This window comes from Phormidium sp. CCY1219, assembly GCF_055795085.1.
Window position 1 is genome coordinate 1 of sequence record NZ_JAYFEQ010000849.1, and the last position, 370, is coordinate 370.

Consider the following 370-nt stretch of genomic DNA (forward strand, 5'->3'; position numbering starts at 1 on the left):
CTCGCACAGCTATGCGATCGCACCGCATCAATCGAAGGCTGAAATCCCTGCACCACAACGGTTCCAGAATCCTCTAGATCTAAAGATCCAAAGATCTAAAAACCACCTTGATGGCAGGTGTGAAACTTGTTATTTAAAATCCATCCGGGCGGACAGAAAAGATTTTTAGTTGAAGATTGCCGATTGCATATTGGTCGTTCAGATCGGCGATCGCTCGTTCGATGGGGTGGTAAGTCAAAGTAACATTCGATCCGCTAACTGTTAGCGTTGACAGTTTCAATGGATCGAGTTGCGGTTTGAGGTCTTCGGGGAAGTCCACCGCGACGGTGCCGCTGAGGAAAATTGCCGCGTCTGGGAATTGCGATCGCAA

1 protein-coding gene is annotated in these 370 nt (G+C 48.6%); it reads right to left on the reverse strand.

Annotated elements, in window-relative coordinates; genetic code table 11:
- Positions 1 to 133 precede the first annotated feature (133 nt).
- The coding region (locus AC0QH1_RS27115; RefSeq protein WP_324634582.1) for a hypothetical protein at positions 134 to 370 on the reverse strand (237 nt) is incomplete at its 5' end.